The following is a 20114-nucleotide window of genomic DNA, read 5'->3' on the forward strand; positions in this document are numbered from 1 at the left end:
TCTGAAACATTGCGTTCAGACGGCCTTTTTTTATCTAAAAATCAGGACATAAGAAAAAATCTATAACAAAAAGTTCATATATTAATGCAATAAGTATATAATGATATCGTTTATCATTACGATCTAATTTTAAATTTTATAGGTTATATACCATTTAAAATCAATAAATTGTAATTTTTATCTAGCAGATAAATAGATTCTATTAATTAAGGAAATAGTTGTGAAACCTGATTTTCAAATGAAAACAATTTGTTTGTTATTAGTGCTGCCTTGCCAAACTGTTTTTGCAGATACGGGACATCAAGAAGTGGAACATGTAGACATGGATACGGTCAAGGTCAGTGGCAAACGGCAGGCACAAAGGAATACCGAGCGCAGTCAGTCTTATACAATCGGAACGATGGCAACGGCGACTGGCTTGCGTATTTCAGGTAAGGATACGCCGCAGTCGGTGAGCGTAATGACGCGTCGGCAGCTAGATGATAAAGCAATATATTCTTTAGAAGAGGCAATGAAAAACACTACGGGAATCAACGTGGTTCGGGATTCGGGTCTACAAACTCGTTTTTTGTCTCGTGGTTTCTATGTTGATCAGATTGGTGAAGACGGTATTACCACGAATGTGTCTGGACGTTCGGGCTATACGGCAAAAATCGATGTCTCACCGAGCACAGACCTTGCTGTTTATGATCACATTGAGGTTGTTAGAGGTGCAACCGGTCTTACTCAATCCAATTCCGAACCGGGTGGAACCATTAATTTAATCCGTAAGCGGCCAACAGCTCTGTTTAAGCATACAGGTGAAATCAGCACTGACCATAGGGGCAGCAAGCGTTTGGCTTTGGATGTATCTGGAAGCTTGAATAATGAACATACGGTACGCGGTAGGCTGGTTGGTGTTCATGAGGACCACCGTTCTTTTAAAGAGGGTGTATGGAACAAGAAAGACATGGTTTATGGCGTGATCGATACGGATTTGAGTGATAACAGTATGCTGACATTGGGCGGCACTTATCAGAAAAATAAAGACATTCCCGATTTTGCCGGCGTGATTTTACCTTGTGAGGATCAAAAAACTGCGGCCTTCAGCTCCAGTCCTGCCTGTAACAATCCTTTGAAATTGCCACGTAAAACTTATTTGGGTGAAACCTCATGGTCACGCCTGAATGCTGATAAATACAATATTTTTTCCGGTTTCAAACATGTCTTTGACAATGGATGGCAACTCAATGCAGAAATTTCTTATACGCATAATGATTCAGATGCCAAAGTCGGACAATTTTTTCTGAAAAACGAACACGCGGCAGGTATTTCAGCATCTGAGGCAACGGGTTTCTTAACCGAGAAGGGGGAGGTTATTCCTTTTGAGCCTAAAGACAAGGCGTTGGCAAAATTAAAAGAATATCGTGATGGTGTCACTAAAACATATGAAGAGAAAAAAGCAGATTATGTTGCCCATCGTTTCGATGCATCTGCTTTTGAACAATATCGCTCCCAAAGAGCGGCAGCACGTCGGGCAGGTTTTGATCAATGTATGCAGGACATTGGTTTGGATTTCCTGTGCAACGACTGGCAGGATCCGGGTGTAGAAGTAGATAAAAAAGAGTTTGTTGATAAGGAGCTTGCAAAGCAAGGCATTATTAACAATGCAGAAGGCCTGTTTCCCAACCGTCTATACGACTCAGCATACAATCTTCGCCACACATACAACCGCCGTTACAACTTCATGCCGTTGCACTATACCAAACATGATGTGCAATGGGGCTTTAAGCTGGATCTGACAGGTAACTACCGCCTGCTTGGGCGTGAACATGATTTCTTTGTCGGCTATGCGTATAACAATGAAAAAATCCGTTCTGCCTATACGGAAATATATCAAAACCGTTATTTTGTCCGTCCTCAAGGTTATGCAGGTGCAGGCAGTTGCGGCATTCATCCCGATGGTCCGGAGCGTAATCCTTTAGAAAAAGGCATTGTCGAACCAGATTGGCATATTTATAACGAAAAAGGTAATAACAAAATCTATGTGCCGGAATGCAGTGGCGCGCATGTTACCAAATATACTCCCCGTTTGGATGCGGAGGGCAAGCCTGTCTGGACAGTCAACGACAATGGTGAGCGCGTAATGGTGCAAGATCCTGTTTATGAATTGGATGCAAATGGAAACAAAATACAGGAGCGGGATGAAGAGGGAAATTTGAAATGGGCAAACCAATATCTGAAAATACCGCTGTGGAAAACTGTTCAGGTTGCAGATGATCATGTTCCGGCGTTATACAATTATTCGAAATACCTTAACACGAATAAAACACATTCTTTGACTGTCAGCACGCGCTTTAATGCGACCAACCGTCTGCATCTCTTGGGTGGTATGCACTATACGCGCTATGAAACCACACAAGCCAAAGAAATGCCTGTACGCTACGGCCAGCCTGCTACGGCATTCCAAACTGAGAGCAGTAACAAAATCGACAAAGAGCATTACACCTCAAAAATGCAAAGCCATAGGTTTACGCCATATGCTGGCATTACCTACGACCTGACACCGCAACAAAGCTTGTATGCCAGCTATACTAAGATTTTTAAACAACAGGATAACGTTGATGTAACCAGCAAATCCGTTCTTCCACCACTCATCGGGACTAACTATGAAATAGGTTGGAAAGGGTCGTTCTTGCAAGGCCGTCTGAATGCTTCGCTTGCCTTGTTTGTTTTACAGCAGAAAAACCGTACCGTTGTCGATTTCGGATTTGTTCCTGATACTAGTAGTAACGGAGGCTCATTCCAAACCATCGCTAAACCTGTGGGTAAGGTTAAGAGCAGCGGTGCAGAACTTGAATTGGCTGGCGAATTGTCGGAAAACTGGCGTATTTTTGTTGGCTACACATATAACAAAAGTAAGTATAAAAATGCGGCAGAAGTCAATGCGGAGCGGTTGGAGAAAAATACGACTGCCGACCCGTATAACTTCAGTAACTTCACGCCGGTACATATGTTCCGCCTCGGTACAAGCTACCGCTTGCCTCAAACTAAGTTAACCTTGGGTGGCGGAATATCTGCACAAAGTCGTACAAGTAGCCTTTACAATATTCGCCAAGGAGGCTACGGACTTATAGATGGCTTTGTTCAATATGACTTTCACAAACACGGCAGAATCAGCCTGATAGGAACTAACCTGGCTGACAGGACGTATTTTGAAAATAACTACAACCGTACGCGAGGTCAAAACAATTTCTATGGCGAACCGCGGACAGTTAAACTGAAATTGGATTGGCATTTCTAGAGAGAATGGATAATGATTGGGTATGTAAACATTATTGGCTAAATTCATAAAAGTATGGGTTGAATATCCTTCTTTTTTGAAAGCTGTTTCCTAACAATGGCTGAAGTTGATTCGATAGCCGGCGTATTTTCAAATATTAATTCGTTTCAAGTATTCAGCTTTGAAGGCCGTCTGAAACATTGCGTTCAGACGGCCTTTTTGTTTTCGGATAAAATACAGCAAACTTTCAATCAGCTGCCTTTTAAGATGACGCCCGAAACCCAAAAACAGCTCAAAATTACCGATGTCTCTGCTAAGAAGCTCGAAAAACTCAACCTCCATACCGCATGGGATTTGGTGTTGCACCTGCCGCTGCGTTACGAGGACGAGACGCACATCATGCCGATTAAGGATGCGCCGATCGGCGTGCCGTGTCAGGTTGAGGGCGAGGTCATCCATCAGGAAGTCACGTTCAAACCGCGCAAGCAGCTGATTGTCCAAATCGCCGACGGTTCCGGCAGCGTCCTTTTTTTGCGTTTCATCCACTTTTACGCCAGCAACCAGAAACAGATGGCGGTCGGCAAACGCATCCGAGCCGTGGGCGAAATCAAACACGGGTTTCACGGCGACGAGATGATTCATCCCAAAATCCGCGATGCCGAGAGCAGCGGTTTGGCGGAAAGCCTCACGCCGATTTATCCGACCGTAAATGGTTTGAACCAGCCCACTTTGCGTCGCATCATTCAGACGGCGTTGGACGTTACGCCGCTACACGACACGCTGCCCGATGCCTTATTGAGTCGTCTGAAACTACCGCACCTTGCCGAAAGCCTGCGCCTTTTGCATTCGCCGCCGCCGAGTTTCACCATCCACCAGCTTTCCGACGGCGCGCTACCCGCATGGCAGCGGCTTAAATTCGACGAACTTTTGGCGCAACAGCTTTCCATGCGCTTGGCGCGGCAGAAGCGTGTCAGCGGCTCAGCCACGGCATTGGGCGGCGACGGCATATTGACTCAAGCCTTGCGCCACGCCTTACCGTTTGCCCTGACCGATGCCCAAGAAAGAGTCGTGTCCGAAATCTGCCGCGATATGGCGCAAACCCACCCCATGCACCGCCTGCTGCAAGGCGATGTCGGCAGTGGCAAAACCATCGTTGCCGCCTTGTCTGCTTTGACCGCCATTGAATCTGGCGCGCAGGTGGCTGTAATGGCACCAACTGAAATCCTTGCAGAACAGCATTTTATCAAGTTCAAACAATGGCTTGAGCCGTTAGGCCTTGAAGTCGTTTGGCTTTCCGGCAGCCAGCGCAAAAAAGCCAAAGATGAAGCCAAAGCCAAACTCGCCGATGGCACCGTCAAAATCGCCGTCGGCACGCACGCCCTGTTTTCAGACGACGTCGAGTTCCAAAATCTGGGCTTGGTGATTGTGGACGAACAACACCGGTTCGGCGTTGCCCAACGTCTCGCCCTCAAAAGCAAAGGGCGCGACGTCCACCAGCTGATGATGTCCGCCACGCCCATCCCGCGCACGCTCGCCATGAGTTTCTTCGCCGACTTGGACGTGTCCGTCATCGACGAATTGCCGCCCGGGCGCACCCCGATTAAAACCCGCCTAGTCAACAACATCCGCCGCGCCGAAGTCGAAGGCTTCGTCCTCAACATCTGCCGCAAAGGACAGCAGGCATACTGGGTCTGCCCGCTGATTGAAGAAAGCGAAACCCTGCAACTGCAAACCGCCACCGAAACCCTAGCCCAGCTTCAGGCAGCCTTGCCCGAACTCAACATCGGCTTGGTACACGGGCGCATGAAGGCCGCCGAAAAAGCCGAAGTCATGGCTCAGTTTGCCGCAGGCCATCTGAACGTCTTGGTCGCCACCACCGTCATCGAAGTCGGCGTAGATGTACCCAACGCCGCCCTGATGGTGATCGAACACGCCGAACGCATGGGCTTGGCGCAGCTGCACCAATTACGCGGGCGGGTAGGGCGCGGCGCGGCAGAAAGCGTGTGCGTCCTCCTGTTTGCCGAACCCTTGAGCGAACTCGCTAAAGCGCGGCTGAAAGTCATCTACGAACACACCGACGGCTTCGAAATCGCCCACCAAGACCTCAACATTCGCGGCCCCGGCGAATTTCTCGGCGCGCGCCAAAGTGGCGTCCCCATGCTGCGTTTTGCCAATCTTGAAGAAGACCTGCACCTCTTGGAACAAGCGCGCGAAATCGCGCCCATGTTAATCGAACAAAACCCTGAAATCGTCGAAGCGCATTTGGCAAGATGGCTTTCCAGCAGGGAAGGTTATTTGGGCGTATAAAATTTGCATGAAAAGAAAAAGGCCGTCTGAAAACAGACGGCCTTTGGTTTGGCTGGATAGAGGTTTAGAAACCTTGTGCCAACATAGCATCGGCTACTTTGACAAAACCGGCAATGTTCGCACCGTTGACATAGTTTACTTTATCGCCGACTTTGCCGTATTTCAGGCAGGATTCGTGGATGTTGTGCATGATGTCGAACAGGCGTTGGTCGACTTCTTCACGGGTCCAAGACAGGCGGATGGCGTTTTGGCTCATTTCCAAACCTGAAGTTGCTACGCCGCCGGCGTTGGAGGCTTTGCCCGGAGCGTAGAGGATGCCGGCTTTGATAAATTGTTCGACTGCGCCTAAAGTTGACGGCATGTTCGCACCTTCGGCAACCACATAGCAACCGTTTGCCAGCAGGATTTTGGCAGCGTCTACATCCAATTCGTTTTGGGTGGCGCAAGGCAGGGCAACTTCGGCCGCAATGTTCCACGGTTTTTGGTTTTCAAAGTATTGCAGGCCTTGTTCTTTGGCGTAAGTGGCCACGCGTTCGCGGCGTACTTCTTTCAGCTCGATCAAAGCGGCCAGTTGCGCTTCGGTCATACCGCTATCAGGGAAGAGGACAAAGCCGTTGGAGTCGGAAACGGTCAATACTTTTGCACCCAGTTGGATGGCTTTTTCGGCAGCGTATTGCGCCACGTTACCGGAGCCGGAAATCAACACGCGTTTGCCTTCAATGCTGTCGTTGCGGGTTTCCAACATGGCTTGGGCAAAATACACGCAGCCGTAGCCGGTGGCTTCAGGGCGAATCAGGCTGCCGCCCCATTCGAGGCCTTTGCCGGTCAGGACGGAAGCAAATTCGTTGCGGATTTTTTTGTATTGGCCGAACAGATAGCCGATTTCGCGGCCGCCTACGCCGATGTCGCCGGCAGGAACGTCGGTATCGGCGCCGATGTGGCGGTAGAGTTCGGTCATAAAGGCTTGGCAGAAGCGCATTACTTCGGCATCGGATTTGCCTTTAGGATCAAAGTCGGAACCGCCCTTGCCTCCGCCCATAGGCAGGGTGGTCAGTGCGTTTTTGAAGACCTGTTCAAAAGCGAGGAATTTCAATACGCCCAAATCGACGGTAGGGTGGAAGCGCAAGCCGCCTTTGTAAGGGCCGATGGCGGAGCTCATTTGAATGCGGTAGCCGCGGTTGACTTGGACTTGGCCTTTGTCGTCCATCCAAGTGACGCGGAACATAATCACGCGCTCTGGCTCAACAATACGCTCAAGCAGGCTTTGTTGGGTGTATTTCGGGTTTTTTGCCAAAAACGGATCCAAACTCATGAACACTTCTTCAACGGCTTGGTGGAAGGGTTCTTGGTTGGGGTTGCGTTGTTTGAGATTGGTAAATAGAGTGTTCAGGTCGGTCATTTTTCTACTCCTATTGAGTGAGATATTTCAATATTTATGTTTTGAAATATAGCTGTAAAAATTTTACTTGCCAAGAAGAATTTTGCCTGGATTGTTGACATTATTTTTTTACCAATTTGTAAAAATGGAATTATATTTCAAATTTAATCAAAAATATTTAAAAATATTTTATTAAATATATTCTAATAAAAATAAAATGCTTAGTAATTAAACTAGAAAATGTTGAAATTTTTTTGTAAAAATTTAATTCAGCTCAAAAATTTATGTAAATTAGCGCTAAATTGTCAACATTGTTAATGAGTGTACTACGCGAATATGGGGAAGGTTGCCCCATTGAAGACAGAGAGGCAGGCCGTCTGAAAATTCGGTACAATACACACGAAATTCCCACAACACATACATTAAGGAAACACATGAAAGCCTATCACGACCTTATGCGCCATGTTCTCGACAATGGTATCGACAAATCCGACCGTACCGGCACCGGCACGCGGTCCGTGTTCGGTTACCAAATGCGTTTTGATTTGAGTGAAGGCTTTCCGCTGTTGACCACCAAAAAACTGCATCTGCGTTCGATTATTCATGAGCTGCTTTGGTTTCTCAAAGGCGATACCAACATCAAATACCTGAAAGACAACAACGTTTCCATTTGGGACGAATGGGCGGACGAAAACGGCGATTTAGGCCCGGTTTACGGCTACCAATGGCGCAGTTGGCCCGCTCCCGACGGCCGCCATATCGACCAAATTGCCAACGTGGTGGAACAAATCAAGAAAAATCCCGACTCGCGCCGTCTGATTGTATCGGCATGGAATCCGGCTTTGGTCGACGAAATGGCCTTACCACCTTGCCACGCGCTGTTTCAGTTTTACGTTGCCAACGGCAAACTATCCTGCCAACTTTACCAACGCAGCGCCGATATTTTCCTTGGTGTACCGTTCAACATCGCCAGCTACGCATTGTTGACCATGATGATGGCGCAAGTGTGCGGCCTGGAAGCCGGTGAGTTTATCCATACGTTTGGCGATGCGCATTTGTACAGCAACCATATCGAGCAGGCCCAGCTGCAATTAAGCCGTGATTTCCGAAAACTGCCGACCATGAAAATCAACCCTGAAGTCAAAGACTTGTTTGCCTTCAAATTTGAAGACTTCGAATTGGAAGGCTACGATCCGCATCCGCACATCAAAGCAGCCGTATCGGTGTAATCCAAGTTAAAAAACAAAAGACCGTCTGAAACTTCAGACGGCCTTTTTATTTAGGTAGATTTATTGACGTTTCGCGCCATAGCCACCGATTAAGTGTTCGGTTGCATCTTTGTTTTTCAAGCCGTAAGTGCCGCCAATTTCTGCAGCATTGGGGCCGTAAAATTTGCCGTTCAGGTTGCCACTTAACTTGTCATCGGCCGTGCTGACTTTGCCGGAGAAGAGGTTGCCGTCTTTCCAGCTTGCCGTACCTTTGAAATCGTAGTTTTTATCTGCTTTGGATACGCGCTTACCATTTTCCAAAGTATGGAAGTGTGAGTTTGATGTTTCAAAACGGATACCTTTGAGGCCGAAATCAACGATAGCCATGACATTGGAAGTCAACTGACGATTGTTATTATCGGTAACCACATAGGCAGTAGAAATACCTTTGTAGGTGGCTGTACCTTTAGCAGGCAGGGTCGTGAAGACAGTTTCATCGCCCAGGCTTTGGTAGCCTTGGTATACATGTCCTTTAGGGTCGGTGTAATGCGCGAAGGTTTGATATGTCCAGCCGGCCGCAGAAGGATCATGCAACACAATTTCTGTGCCATCGCCAAAATTGATGACATAGACACCGTCGAATTGTTTGTCGAATACCAAGCCATCTTGGTCTGGACGGAAATAGGCTAGATTATTGCTAACATTCTCATTAATTTCTGCTAGTTTAGTTCGATTTTCAAGATTTTTAGCGTGTGAAGTCTTTAATTCTTCAATCTTTGCTTTGATCTCCGTTACTTTTTTATTGTTAACTGGACCTGCTTCTGGATTTTCTTCTTTTTCAAGCTTTTCTTCTTCAGCCTTTAATTTTTTATAATCTTCAGCAATTTTGTCATCCAAAGTTGATTTGCCGTATGCGAATTCGGTATTTTTCTCCTTGCCCGTTTGTTCGCTGACATCAGTTTGAGTATTGCCTTTTGAATATACTTTGGCAATAACAGAAGCGTAACTTGTCCATGTAGGTTGGGTTGCGTTGCCATTAGAGGTCTTATTAAATAATACAACGCCGTCCATTTTGACTTCATCATTGCTGTTAAAGTCAATAGAACTGATCAGACCATTTTGGTTGCGGTCTTGATTGTCCGTTTGGAACATTTTGCCTGCGGCATCTTTGCGGATTTGTACGTTAGGGTTGGATTGCTGTGCACCTTTGGAAGAGATGAAATGTGTGTGCAAAGGCTGGGTAACGTTGGCCGGATCGATTGGAGCTTCATCGGTCAGTTCGGCAAGGTTGTCGGCACTGTTAGTAAGCGTAGTAGACGGAGCTTTCGGAGTGTTGGCATTGCTGTTGTTGGCAGGATTGCCATTGTTGCCAGCAGAGTTGCCGGTATTATTGGTAGGAGTTGCGCCGGTGCTTAAAGCAGATGAACCGCCGCCTCCGCCACCACCGCATGCGGACAAGATGGCTGCGCTGATGGCTGTAAAAACGATGGTTTTAAGTTTGGTTTGGATGTTTGACATGAGATTCCCTGTATGGTTATTCGCTTGATTAAAAGGTCGGAGAGATCGTTTATCTGATTTTTAAACCTTTAATATCTGATAATAACCATAAATCATAAAAAAATAAACAGTTTGTTTGCATTTCTGTACAAAAATTAATCAAAGGGAAGATGGTTGGGTGGATATTTTCTTAGTTAATTGTTTTATATGAATTTATTTTGAATATTTTAGTGAGTTCTATAGCTAGTCTGTTTCTTTTTAACAAACTTTTCAGACGGCCTTTTGAAGATAAAAAAGCAGTCGGACTTTATGGATGCTTTTCTCTCAACGGATAAGCGTATTTCCGTTAAAATACGCCTTCTTTTCCGATTCGAAACATTGCCATGCGCCTTACCCACATCAAACTCTCCGGCTTCAAATCTTTTACCGACCCGACTACGATTCATGTGCCGGGGCAGCTTGTTGCGGTCATCGGGCCGAACGGCTGCGGCAAGTCGAATGTGATTGACGCGGTGCGCTGGGTGTTGGGCGAGGCTTCGGCGAAGCAGCTTCGCGGCGAGAGTATGCAGGACGTGATTTTTAACGGTGCGGCGACGCGCCGTCCTGCGCCGAGGGCTTCGGTGGAGCTGGTGTTTGACAACAGCGACCACAGTTTGCAGGGGGCGTGGGGGCAGTATGCCGAGGTGAGCATCAAGCGACAGCTAACGCGTCAGGGAGAATCGACTTATTTCATCAACAATCAGACCGTGCGCCGCCGCGACATTACTGATTTGTTTCTGGGTACGGGCGTGGGCGCGCGCGGTTATGCCGTCATCGAGCAGGGGATGATTTCACGCATCATCGAAGCGCGGCCGGAGGAGTTGCGCGCCTATATCGAGGAGGCGGCGGGCGTGTCCAAATATAAGGAACGCCGTAAGGAGACGGAAGGCCGTCTGAAAGGCACACGCGAGCATTTACAGCGTTTGGGCGATTTGCAGAACGAGTTGGCGCGTCAGGTGGAAAAGCTCGAGAAACAGGCGGAAACCGCCGAACGCTACAAATCCCTGACCGCGCAGTTGAACCAGCAACAGGATTTGCTCGATTACGCCCAATGGCAGCAATCGCTTGCCGCTGCCGACAAAGCGACCGCGCAGCATCAGTCTTTGCAGGCGCAGCAGGACGAAACCGCCGCGCAGGTTCAGGCATTAAACGACGAAGTACACACCTTGCAGACCGCCGAACAGTCGCAACAGCAGGCGGTACATGAATTGAGCAACAAACGCGGTGTGTTGCGCGAGCAGATTGCCCGTTTGGAAGAACAAATCCGCCATCAGCAAAACCTGCACCAACGCATCGAACGCGACAAGCAGGCAGCGCAGGCGCAGTTGCAGCGCATCCATCAAGAACAGCAGCAAATCCGCGTCAAGCTGGAAGAAAACGAGTTGCAGGTCGAAGAAAAGCAAACCGAGTTGGCGGAATGGGCGATGCAGGTTGCCGAACACGAAGAGCGTCTGCCCGAATTGGAAGAAGCACAAGCCACGCTCAACGCCGCCTTCCAAACCCAGCAGGACGAGGCAAACCGCATCCGCCGCGAACTGGCGTTGAAACAGCAGCAGCTTACCCATGCCGAACAAACCGTTGCCAAACACGAAGAGCGCAAAGGTCGTCTGAAACAGGAAAACCAAGCCCTGAACCTGCCCGACGAAGCCGAGACCGCCGCCGCGCAGGAAGCCTCCGCCTTGTTGCAAAGCCAGCAAGAGCATTACGAAGAACAAATCATTGCCGCCGAAGAAGCCCTACACGCCGCCCGCGAAGCGTTTCAGACGGCCTCAAACCGCTTCCAAAGCCTGAAGCAGCAACACATCACCTTGCAGGCGCAGCAGCAGGCGTTGTCGCAAATCCTGTCGCAACAGCAGGAAGCCGCCGACTTCTGGCAGGCAACCGACCACGCCACCGCGCCGCAACTGTGGCAACACATCATCGCACCCGCCGAGTGGCAGCACGCCTTGTCCGTCATCCTTGCCGAACGCCTGCACGCCCGCTCCGTACCGCACAGCTTCGTTCCCCCCACGCCTTTGCCGCAGGGGCAGGCTGCATGGCTTTCAGACGACCTCTCCGGCGGTATCAAGAAATCCCTGCCCGTACAGGCATTGCTGAACCAAATCCAAGCGCAGCCGCCGTTTCAGACGGCATTGCACCACTGGCTTGACGGCATATTGTGCGCGCCCGATTTGAGCTACGCCCTCGCGCATCAAAGCGATTTGAGCGCACATCAAATCTGGCTTACGCCCGAAGGCCATCAGGTCGATAAAGTCAGCGTCCTGCTTTATGCCAAACCTGCGCAGGAAAGCCTGATTACCCAAAAAGCGCGTCTCGACGGCATCGCGTCCGAACTGGAAAGCCTCGCCCCCGAACTTTCTGCCGCCGAAGCCGCGTTCAAACAGGCGGAGGTTGCCGTGCGCTCGTCCGAAACGCAACATAAAAACCTGATGCAGCAGCAACAGCAGCATACGCGCCAATACAGCCAAGCGCAGCAACGCGCCGCCGAACTTTTAGCGCGCACCAACCAAGGGCAAATCCGCCGCGAACACATCGAGCGCGAACTGGCGCAGTTGGCGGAAGAACAGACCGTGTTGCAACATACTTCAGACGGCCTTGCAGACGACATCGTTACCTTGCAAGAGGCCGCCGCTGAACTCGAACACCAGCAGCAAACCACCGCACACAGCCGCCAAGAGCAGCAAGGCCGTCTGAAACAGGCGCAGCTTGCCCTGTTGGAAGCCAACCGACAATACGGGCTGGCGGAAGTCGCCGTTCACAAGCTCAACCAGCAAAAACAAAACTACCAACAGCAAATTGCCCAGCTTGAACAGCAAACATTCGACTGGCAGGAACGCCAGCAAGAGCTTGCCCTCGCCTATGAAACCGAGTTCCAAAACGACGAGCAGCACATCAAGCTTGAAGAATTAAGCGAAGCCGTACAGACCTTGGACGAAGAATATATTGTTGTACAGGAGAAACTCGCGCAGATTCAGGAGCAGGGCAGGGAGCAATACGCTAAAGTGCAAACCCTGCAAACCAAGCTGCCGCAGCTTCAGGCCGCCACCCAAACCGCCCTGTTGCAGCAGCAGGAAGCCCTGATTAACGCCAAACGCTACCATCAAAACCTGACTGAACGCGCCGCCGATTTGGACGCGCTCGAAGCGTTGGCGAAAGAATCACCAAAAGTATTGAACAACAGCATCGGCAGCCTCACCCAGCAAATCGAAGCCCTCGGCGCCGTCAACCTCGCCGCCCTGCAAGAACTCGAAGAAGCGCGCGAACGCGACGGCTACTACCGCAGCCAAAGCGAAGACGTACAGGCCGCTATCGTGCTTTTGGAAGAAGCCATCGCCCAAATCGATGACAAAACCAAAGAGCGTTTCAAAGAAACCTTCGACGCTGTCAACGGCAAAGTCCAAACCTTCTTCCCGACCCTGTTCGGCGGCGGCGAAGCCACCCTCAAGATGATAGGAGACGACCTCCTGACCGCCGGCGTGTCCATCATGGCGCGCCCGCCCGGCAAGAAAAACAGCACCATCCACCTCCTCTCCGGCGGTGAAAAAGCCCTCACCGCCATGAGCCTCGTGTTCGCCCTGTTCAGCCTCAACCCCGCCCCCTTCTGCCTTCTGGACGAAGTCGACGCCCCGCTGGACGACGCCAACACCTCGCGTTTCTGCAATCTGGTCAAAGAAATGTCAGCGCAAACCCAGTTCCTCTACATCTCCCACAACCGCCTGACCATGGAAATGGCAGAGCAGCTCGTCGGCGTAACCATGCAGGAAAAAGGCGTCTCGCGCGTCGTCGCCGTGAACATCAAACAGGCGTTGGAAATGGCGGAGCCGAATTGAGGTAAGAACAAAGGCCGTCTGAAAGAATGAGGAAGAAATCTATAATTTCATCTTCCCATTTTTTCAGACGGCCTTTTTGTATTGGATACAGCGTTATTGTTTTGAAGTATTATCTTTGGAGCGTTGAGGTTGCCCCGAGCGTTGGTTGTTGCCGTTGACGGCATCGCGCCATGCTTTGCGTTCGGCTTCGATTTTGGCGGCTACTTCGTGAACCATGGTTTCTTGTTTTTTGACGACAGGCTCTTCCGGTGTGTTGTCGGAAAAGTGGAGGCCGTACCACAAGACGGCGAAAATGCTGCAGACGAAGATAACGGCAATCAGGCCGACGATAGCTTGTTTGCCGGCGAGGGGTTTTTCAGGGGGAGGGACGAGGACATCGAAGCAGTCGGCGCAATCGAGGGCGAAGCAGACGTTTTCGGCTTCTTTGCGGCCGCGTCGGCCTTCTGTGATGTTGAAGGAGATGTGTTGCCCTTCGGCCGGAAGGCGGGTAAGGGTGGTGAAGGCGGCAAGGGCAAGAAAGATTTCTTGGCCTGTGTCTTCTATGGTAGCGGCTCCGAAGCCGCGCTTGCTGTTCCAGCGAGTAATCGTTCCGTAATAGCGCATAATATATGTGGGATATTATTGTAGGTAACAATTTTTCCTTCGACTGATTTTAAATCAAAAAGTTTAGTTATTGTCTTAAATTTACACTAGATTTGTCTTGTTGGAAGCAGGCAGGCCGTCTGAAGGATTTCAGACGGCCTGTATGGTTTATGCCTATTTATTAAGCACTTTTTGGAAGGTGTCGATCAGGTGTTGCGCAATGGCACGGCTGCCGAATTGTTGCAGGCAATCTTGGCGCAAACGGACGGGATCGTAGTGTGCATGGTTTTCGTAGAGGGTGAGCAAAGCTTTGGTCAGTTCCGGTATGTTTTCAATTGGTACCAACAGGCCATTGTCGGATGTGACGATGGATTGGGGGCCGCCGCAACGTGTGGCGATAACGGGCAAACCTTGCGACAGTGCTTCGATATAGACGACGCCGAAGGTCTCGGTACGGCTGGCGAGGACGAATGCGTTGCTGTGGCGCATGAGGTCTAGGGTTTGGTCGGTGGTTAATGCGCCGGTAAAGGTAACGGCGTGGTTGATGCCCAAGTTGCTTGCCAATTGTTTCAGACGGCCTTCTTCTACGCCGCCGCCGCCGATTTTGAGTTTGAGTTGCGGATAGGTTTTGAGTGCTTCGGCAAAAGCAGGCAGGAGCAGGTCGTGGCCTTTGAGGTGGCGCAGGTGGGAGACGCTGCAGAAGGTGAAGTCTTGATTGTTTTTTTCGGGGAACTCGAAATCCTGTTCAAAATTGCCTCCCAGCATATTGGGCAGGTATTGCCAGTCTGTACCGGCGTAGGTTTTTTCGAGAATGCGGCAGAAATCACGGCTGACGGCGAACCGGGCGGCGCTGTGGCGCACGGCTTCGTGCATGGACGGCCATTGGTTTTTGCGGACAAGGCCGCGTGAAATGGCGCTGCTGTGTTCGGTAATTACATAGGGAATGCCGTATTTTTTGAAGATGGCGCAGGCTAAAATGGCGGCGTAGTTGACGCAATGGGCGTGAATTACGTCGGGTTTGCCGTTGTCGGCGATATAGGCTTCAAAAGCTTTCATGCCTGCGTTGACCCAGCGGATGCGGTCGATATCGACAACCGGGCATCGCGGGAAGAAATACATGCTGTCGTAGGCGTAAGTTTTGAGTCCGCCTTGCTGATGGCGGCGTAGGCCGTAGAAGCGCGAGAAGATGGTTTTCGGCTGGCTTCTCAAGTAGCGGAACATGGGCACGACCATGCCGATTTTCATGCCTTCGCGTTGCAGGGCTTGGGCTTGGAGGCGAAAAAAGATTCCGTCCACATCAGTTTCGGAAGAAGGATACCAAGAGGGGATAACGACAATATGCATGATGTATTTTTTATGGAAGTAGATAACGGCGAGGCCGTCTGAAAAGAAAAGATATCTTTCAGACGGCCTTTTGTCTATTTAGTTCAATCAGTTGCCGGCAACTGTCATTTTGGAAACCAAGATGGAGCCGATTTGGTTGGACGAACGGCGTAATGCGTCGTCTGCCACGCCGATGATGTCGCGGTACATATCCTGCAAACGTCCGGCAATGGTGATTTCCTGAACCGGATAGGCAATGACGCCGTTTTCCACCCAAAAACCGGCTGCGCCGCGCGAGTAGTCGCCGGTAATGCCGTTGACGCCTTGACCCATTAATTCGGTAACCAGCAAACCCGTCCCCATTTCTTTCAACAGGTCGGCCTGCGTGGCATGGGTGTGGTTCAGATACAGATTGTGCGCGCCGCCGGCATTGCCCGTTGTCTGCATGCCGAGTTTTTTCGCGCTGTAACTGCTGAGGAAATAGCCTTCGACTATGCCGTCTTTCACCACAAAACGCGGCTGCGTGGCCACGCCTTCGGCATCGAAATAAGTGCTGCGGAACGAGCGCAGGATATGCGGTTCTTCGCGCAGGCTGAGAAACTCGGGCAGCACCTGTTTGCCGATGCTGTCAATCAGAAAGCTGCTTTGACGGTAGAGCGCGCCGCCGCTGAGTGCGCCGATAAGGTGGCCGATTAAGCCGACTGCGACGGTGGTGTCGAACAGTACGGGATAGCTGCCGGTCGGAACGCTGCGGCTGTTCAGACGGCGTAAAGTCCGTTCGGCTGCAGTTTGGCCGATGAGTTCGGGCGCGTCCATGTCTTCGTGACGGCAGGAAGAATCATACCAATAGTCGCGCTGCATGCCGTGTTCGTCGCTGGCGACCACGCTGCAAGAAATGCTGTGGTGCGTGCTTTGCTGATGTGCGGCAAAGCCGTGGGCGTTGCCGTAAACATATTGGTAATGGCCGGTATGAACCGATGCGCCTTCGGAATTTTCAATGCGTTTGTCTGTTGACAGCGCAGCCTGTTCGCATTGCTTGGCCAAATCGATGGCGGATTCGGTACTTAAATCCCATTCGTGGTAGCGGTCGAGGTCGCCGATATGGGTTGCCATCAAGGCAGCATCGGCAAGGCCGGCGCAATCGTCTTCGGCGGTATAGCGTGCAATATCAATGGCGGCTTTGACCGTATCTTGCAGGGCGCGTTCGGAGAAGTCGGCCGTGCTGGCACGGCCTTTGCGTTGGCCGACATAGACTGTAATGTCTAAAGATTTGTCTTGTTGGAACTCGATTTGTTCGATTTCGCCCAAGCGCACGCTGACGCTTTGACCGAGCGACTCGCTGAAATCGGCTTCGGCCGAGGTAGCGCCGGATTGTTTGGCCAAATCCAGCGTGTGTCCGCACAAGCGCAACAGCTCGTCCGGTGTGTGGTTAAACAGCATAAAAAGGTTTCCTGACAGGGTTTTGCGGCATTTTAACCGTTTCAGACGGCCTCTGCAAAAATCGCACGGAAAGGCCGTCTGAAAACTGATAAAATAGGCAGATTCAGAAAATCAGGGAAACACAATGTTTGAACAAGAAGACGAATGGGTCAGCAAAACCCAAATGAAAAAGCAGATGAACGATTTGCAGGCTTTGGGTATGGAATTGACCAAACTCTCCAGCGATACGTTGAAAAAAATCGGCTTGGACGAAGAGCTGTTCGAGGCCATCGTTACCTATAAAAAAATCACCTCCAACAGCGCACTCAAACGCCAAGCACAATTTATCGGCCGCCTGATGCGCGATACCGACCCTGCGCCCATCGAAGCCTATTTGGCCAAACTGCGCGGCGACAATACGGCGCACAATGCCTTTTTGCAACGCGTCGAGCAGGCGCGTACCCGACTGTTGGCAGACGATGGCTCGATTACCCAATTTATGGCCGATTTTCCGCAAGCCGACGCCGGCAAATTACGCACCTTGATCCGCAACACTAAAAAAGAGCAGGAACAAAACAAACCGCCGAAAAACTTCCGCGCGCTGTTCCAAGAAATTAAAGCAGTGATGGAGGCCGGTCAATTCGATGCTTCAGAAGAAGGGCAGGATTGGGAGGAATAAACCTCAAGGCCGTCTGAAAACGGATTGCGGTTTTCAGACGGCCTGTATCGTAATGCCGAAGGAGGATGACCATGAAATTTCGCCGCTTTGTACCTGCCTTGTTAATTAGTGCACTAACCCTCAATGGTTGTACTAACGATCTTTGGGAAAGAAATAGCCCGTTCCATAAAACCACAACCGAAAAAACCGTTGCCAAAGACAATATTCAAGCATTTGGCGTGGTTGCCAAAGACAATACGCAGTTGGAAAAAGGCAGCTTGGTCATGATGGGCGGAAAATATTGGTTTGTCGTTAATTCTAAAGATTCGGCCAAGTTGAAGGCGATCTTGGATGCTAAGCTGAGCAAACGGTTTCAAATGGTTCGGCAAAACCCAAAACAGGTGTATGAGGCTTTGCCGGTTGAATTGAAATCCCCTGAAGCGCAAACTTTCCGCTCGAATTTCTGCCTGCGTTACGATACTCAAAAAGTTGCCGAGATTGTCAAGTTGAAACAACTGGCGTTCAAGCCGGTTGAGCTCGATGGTAAAACTGTCTACACACGGTGTATTTCTGCCGAAGGTCATTATTACGCAACGCCGAAAAATGTTGCCGAAGACCGCCATTTTGACACTGCCGTTCCAGTCAGAATTTATTATACGGAAACCAAAACAAGCACCGATGTTTGGAAGTTGACGGGGAATATCCTGAAAACGCCATTGGCGCTGGCTTTGGATGCAGTCGGCGTAGTGATAGCAGGCTCCTATGCCGTGATCGGTGAAATTGTCGATGATTCACGCAAATAATATCCAAGGCCGTCTGAAAACGGATTGCAGGTTTCAGACGGCCTGGCCCTTAAAATAAACGCTTCAAAAATATTAATTTCTCTCTATTTAATCCCACACACCATGTCCGTCAAAATCCAAACACGTTCCATTAATCCGACTGTTTTTAACGACTTGCTCACTGCCGGTACCGATCCTTTGATTGCGCGGCTGTGTGCTGCGCGTGATGTACAAAGTCCGGCCGAGTTGGACGACAAGCTTGCAGCTCTTTTGCCGTATCAAACGCTGACAAACTGCGAAGCCGCCGCCGGCCGTTTGGCGGATGCGGTTGAGCGTCAGGAAAAAATCCTGATTGTCGCCGACTACGATGCCGACGGTGCGACGGCGTGTTCCGTCGGTATGAGCGGTTTGGCGGCGATGGGGGCGAAAGTGGATTTTCTCGTGCCCAACCGCTTTGAACACGGCTACGGCTTAACGCCCGAGCTGGCTGAAATCGCGGCAGAGCAAGGTGTGGATTTATTGGTGACGGTGGATAACGGTATCGCCAGCATTGCAGGCGTGGCGCGCGCGCAGGAATTGGGTTTGGATGTGATTGTAACCGACCACCATCTGCCTGCCGAGACCGTGCCCGACTGCATCATCGTCAATCCAAACCAAAAAGGCTGCGGTTTCCAAAGCAAAAGCTTGGCGGGCGTGGGCGTGATTTTTTATGTATTAATGGCTTTGCGTGCCGAACTGCGCCGCCGCAATTATTTTTCAGACGGCCTGAAAGAGCCGAATCTGGGCGACCTCTTGGATTTGGTTGCACTCGGTACCGTCGCTGACGTCGTCACTCTAGACCACAACAACCGTATCCTCGTATCGCAAGGTCTGAAACGGATGCGTTTGGGTAAAATGCGCCCCGGTATCCGTGCCTTGTTTGAAGTGGCACGGCGCGATTGGCGCAAGGCTCAGCCTTTTGATATGGGCTTTGCGTTGGGGCCGCGCATCAACGCGGCCGGACGGCTGGACGATATGTCGGTCGGCATTGCCTGTCTGTTGGCGCGAGATAATGCCGAGGCGCAGGAACTGGCGGCGCAGTTAAACAACCTCAATATCGAGCGCCGCGAAATCGAGCAGTCTATGCTGCAAGACGCGCTGAATGCTTTTCCTGAAACCCTGCCTTCAGGTCAGACGACTTTGGTGGCGTATCGCGACGACTTCCATCAGGGCGTGGTCGGCATCGTTGCCAGCCGCCTCAAAGACCGTTTTTATCGTCCGACCATCGTGTTTGCGCCTGCCGACAACGGCGAAGTGCGCGGTTCGGGACGCTCCATTCCCAATCTGCACTTGCGCGATGCTTTGGACTTGGTGTCCAAACGCTATCCCGATTTGATTTTGAAATTCGGCGGACACGCGATGGCGGCGGGTTTGAGCATACTCGAACACAATATCCCCGCGTTTCAGACGGCCTTTGAAGAAGCCGTGCGCGAGATGGTGTGCGAAGACGATTTGTCGCAAACCTTCATCACCGACGGCAGCCTGCCTGCACGCGACATTACGCTGGAACAGGCGCAAAACCTTGCTAAACACGTTTGGGGGCAGGGCTTCGCGCCACCGAGTTTTACTGACGAATTTCATGTTGTCCGCCAGCAGCCGTTGGGTGCGGAAGGCAAACACAAAAAAGTCTGGCTGCAAAAAGACGGCTACGAATTTGAAGCCATGTTCTGGCGTTGCAGCGAAGACATTCCAGAATACATCCGCACGGTGTACCGCCCCGTTGCCAACGAATGGCGGAACAATCTCGAATTGCAGCTTTATATCGACTACTGGGAAGCCGCGTAAACAAA

12 protein-coding genes are annotated in these 20114 nt (G+C 50.6%); 7 read left to right on the plus strand and 5 right to left on the minus strand.

Annotation, left to right across the window (positions count from 1 at the left end; translation table 11 throughout):
• The first annotated feature begins 238 nt into the window (after positions 1 to 238).
• On the plus strand, positions 239 to 3283 hold the full coding sequence (locus tag HMPREF2696_RS08940; RefSeq protein ID WP_004519409.1) for a TonB-dependent siderophore receptor: 3045 nt from the start codon (positions 239 to 241) through the stop codon (positions 3281 to 3283).
• A gap of 246 nt (positions 3284 to 3529) precedes the next feature.
• Positions 3530 to 5569 (plus strand): ATP-dependent DNA helicase RecG, encoded by a 2040-nt coding sequence (recG, locus tag HMPREF2696_RS08945; RefSeq protein WP_039862031.1) that lies wholly within the window; start codon positions 3530 to 3532, stop codon positions 5567 to 5569.
• Positions 5570 to 5633: 64 nt separating this feature from the next.
• On the opposite strand, the gene gdhA is transcribed toward recG, so the two are convergent.
• On the minus strand, positions 5634 to 6968 hold the full coding sequence (gene gdhA, locus HMPREF2696_RS08950; protein ID WP_039861980.1) for an NADP-specific glutamate dehydrogenase: 1335 nt from the start codon (positions 6966 to 6968) through the stop codon (positions 5634 to 5636).
• Positions 6969 to 7381: 413 nt separating this feature from the next.
• Between gdhA and HMPREF2696_RS08955 the strand changes: the two genes are divergently transcribed.
• Positions 7382 to 8176, plus strand: a complete 795-nt coding sequence (locus HMPREF2696_RS08955) for a thymidylate synthase (protein WP_039861983.1) — start codon at positions 7382 to 7384, stop codon at positions 8174 to 8176.
• A 60-nt stretch (positions 8177 to 8236) separates the two neighbouring features.
• Here HMPREF2696_RS08955 and HMPREF2696_RS08960 read toward each other — a convergent pair whose 3' ends face one another.
• Complete coding sequence (locus HMPREF2696_RS08960) at positions 8237 to 9673, minus strand: transferrin-binding protein-like solute binding protein (protein WP_004519414.1); 1437 nt, start codon at positions 9671 to 9673, stop codon at positions 8237 to 8239.
• A 362-nt stretch (positions 9674 to 10035) separates the two neighbouring features.
• Here HMPREF2696_RS08960 and smc point away from each other — a divergent pair, with 362 nt between their 5' ends.
• Positions 10036 to 13521 carry a chromosome segregation protein SMC gene (smc, locus tag HMPREF2696_RS08965; RefSeq protein ID WP_070588337.1) on the plus strand — a complete coding sequence of 1162 codons (3486 nt, stop codon included), beginning with the start codon at positions 10036 to 10038 and terminating at the stop codon, positions 13519 to 13521.
• 93 nt (positions 13522 to 13614) lie between these two features.
• Here smc and HMPREF2696_RS08970 read toward each other — a convergent pair whose 3' ends face one another.
• The 3 genes from HMPREF2696_RS08970 to pmbA all read right to left on the minus strand — a co-directional run bounded on the left by HMPREF2696_RS08970 (position 13615) and on the right by pmbA (position 16866).
• Positions 13615 to 14124 carry a cold-shock protein gene (locus HMPREF2696_RS08970; protein WP_070461403.1) on the minus strand — a complete coding sequence of 170 codons (510 nt, stop codon included), beginning with the start codon at positions 14122 to 14124 and terminating at the stop codon, positions 13615 to 13617.
• A gap of 153 nt (positions 14125 to 14277) precedes the next feature.
• On the minus strand, positions 14278 to 15447 hold the full coding sequence (locus HMPREF2696_RS08975) for a glycosyltransferase (RefSeq protein ID WP_070588339.1): 1170 nt from the start codon (positions 15445 to 15447) through the stop codon (positions 14278 to 14280).
• A gap of 87 nt (positions 15448 to 15534) precedes the next feature.
• Positions 15535 to 16866, minus strand: a complete 1332-nt coding sequence (gene pmbA, locus HMPREF2696_RS08980) for a metalloprotease PmbA (RefSeq protein ID WP_070588341.1) — start codon at positions 16864 to 16866, stop codon at positions 15535 to 15537.
• Positions 16867 to 16990: 124 nt separating this feature from the next.
• Here pmbA and yjgA point away from each other — a divergent pair, with 124 nt between their 5' ends.
• The 3 genes from yjgA to recJ all read left to right on the plus strand — a co-directional run bounded on the left by yjgA (position 16991) and on the right by recJ (position 20109).
• Positions 16991 to 17524, plus strand: a complete 534-nt coding sequence (gene yjgA / locus HMPREF2696_RS08985; protein WP_070588343.1) for a ribosome biogenesis factor YjgA — start codon at positions 16991 to 16993, stop codon at positions 17522 to 17524.
• Between the two features lie 71 nt (positions 17525 to 17595).
• Entirely contained in the window at positions 17596 to 18306 is a 711-nt protein-coding gene (locus HMPREF2696_RS08990; protein WP_049344067.1) for a hypothetical protein, read from the plus strand.
• A gap of 102 nt (positions 18307 to 18408) precedes the next feature.
• Complete coding sequence (recJ, locus tag HMPREF2696_RS08995; RefSeq protein ID WP_049344068.1) at positions 18409 to 20109, plus strand: single-stranded-DNA-specific exonuclease RecJ; 1701 nt, start codon at positions 18409 to 18411, stop codon at positions 20107 to 20109.
• The last annotated feature ends 5 nt before the right edge of the window (positions 20110 to 20114 follow it).

It is taken from the genome of Neisseria sp. HMSC058F07 (assembly GCF_001810035.1).
In the GTDB taxonomy this organism is placed as follows: Bacteria; Pseudomonadota; Gammaproteobacteria; order Burkholderiales; family Neisseriaceae; genus Neisseria; species Neisseria perflava.